Consider the following 1,639-nt stretch of genomic DNA (forward strand, 5'->3'; position numbering starts at 1 on the left):
CGGGTGTTTAATATGTGCCATATGGACGCGAATTTGATGGGTTCGTCCAGTTTCTAATTTAACGCGTATGTGAGTGTGAGCGAGAAAGCGTTCTAAAACGCGATAGTGAGTCACCGCATGTTTGCCGAACTGGTTGACGGCCATCTTTTTGCGGTTTTTAGGGCTGCGTGCAATAGGCTCGTTGATGGTTCCGCCGCCCGTCATGACTCCTGCAGCGATAGCTTCGTATTCTCTGCCCATTTCGCGACTTTGAAGTTGTTCAACAATATGGGCGTGAGCTGTTAGTGTTTTAGCGACCACCATTAAACCGGTCGTGTCTTTATCCAGGCGGTGAACGATACCGGCCCTGGGAACGGCTTTGATATCAGGAAAGTGATGCAGCAAGGCGTTAACTAAAGTGCCTGAGTGGTTACCGGCGGCGGGGTGAACTACCATTCCAGCTGGTTTGTTGATGATCAGAATGTCTTCATCTTGATAAACGATATCAAGCGGGATGTCTTCAGCAAGCCACTCTCCCTGACTTTCAAGCTCGGCTTTCACTTCAATGAGATCATTTATTTTGACTTTGTCTTTGGACCGCGCGATTTCTTCGTTTACGCGAATATGGCCTTGTTTAATCCATTGTTGCAGGCGTGAGCGAGAATACTCAGGCATAAAATCAGCAATGACCTGATCTAAACGCATGCCAGATAGTTCTAATGGAACAACAAAGTCAGCTTCAATAATTTGGCTCATAAGGTCTCGATATGTAAAGAAATCACGGGATAGACTGAATAATTATGACTTATAAGGGAGTTGAAACCTCAAGTTTGATTATTTGTCATACACGCAAAATGTAAAATATGAAATAATGTCGGCTATTATAACCTCACCGAGAGCATCTCTGGTGAGCATTTATTAAAATGTGTAGAAAACGAATACCATTTTCCAATTATTCTCAAGAAGTCTTATCCAATTATGCGTTCACACTTTGCACTCGTGATTTCTCTGGTAGCAGTCCTGTTTCTTTCTGCTTGTAGTTCCACTCCGAAAAAAGAATCGACAGAACAAGAGTTGTATGATGATGCTAAACGAGCGATCAAGTTAAGGAACTTTCCTCAAGCAACGATCGCTCTAGAAGAGTTGGAGTCCCGTTTCCCCTTTGGGCAATATGCTGAGCAAGCTCAGTTAGATTTAATCTATGCGCGTTATAGTGGGCTAGATCTAGAAGGCGCGATTCTCGCTTCCGATCGTTTTATTCGTTTACACCCTCAAAGCCCGAGCGTGGATTACGCGTATTATGTACGAGGAGTAGCGAACTATCATTTGGATATCGGTGTTTCCAGTCAGTACTTTTCGTCGGTTGATATTACCTCGCGTGACCCGGGGCATATGCGTTTGGCCTTTAAAGATTTTTCTGAACTGTTAATTCGCTTCCCCGATAGTAGCTATGCTGCAGATGCGCAAAAGAGAATGATACAAATCAGAAATCGTCTTGCGGCTTATGAACTGCATGCTGCACGATATTATATTAAACGCCAAGCCTATCTGGCAGCGGCAAACCGGGCGGCCTATGTTGTTAAAGATTACCCCGCGTCGCCAAGTGTCGAAGAGGCCTTAATTATGATGGTTTCGCTTTATCGGTATTTGGATCTTCCTT

At 44.3% G+C, this 1,639-nt stretch carries 2 protein-coding genes; one reads left to right on the forward strand and one right to left on the reverse strand.

The window, feature by feature from the left end:
- Positions 1-735: 23S rRNA pseudouridine(1911/1915/1917) synthase RluD (gene rluD, locus A3757_RS01995; RefSeq protein WP_068739077.1), on the reverse strand; the 735-nt coding region annotated here is incomplete at its 3' end.
- Between the two features lie 222 nt (positions 736-957).
- Between rluD and A3757_RS02000 the strand changes: the two genes are divergently transcribed.
- Positions 958-1,639 (forward strand): outer membrane protein assembly factor BamD (locus tag A3757_RS02000; protein WP_068739078.1); only part of this gene is annotated, 682 nt, incomplete at its 3' end.

This window comes from Oleiphilus sp. HI0117 (assembly GCF_001635235.1).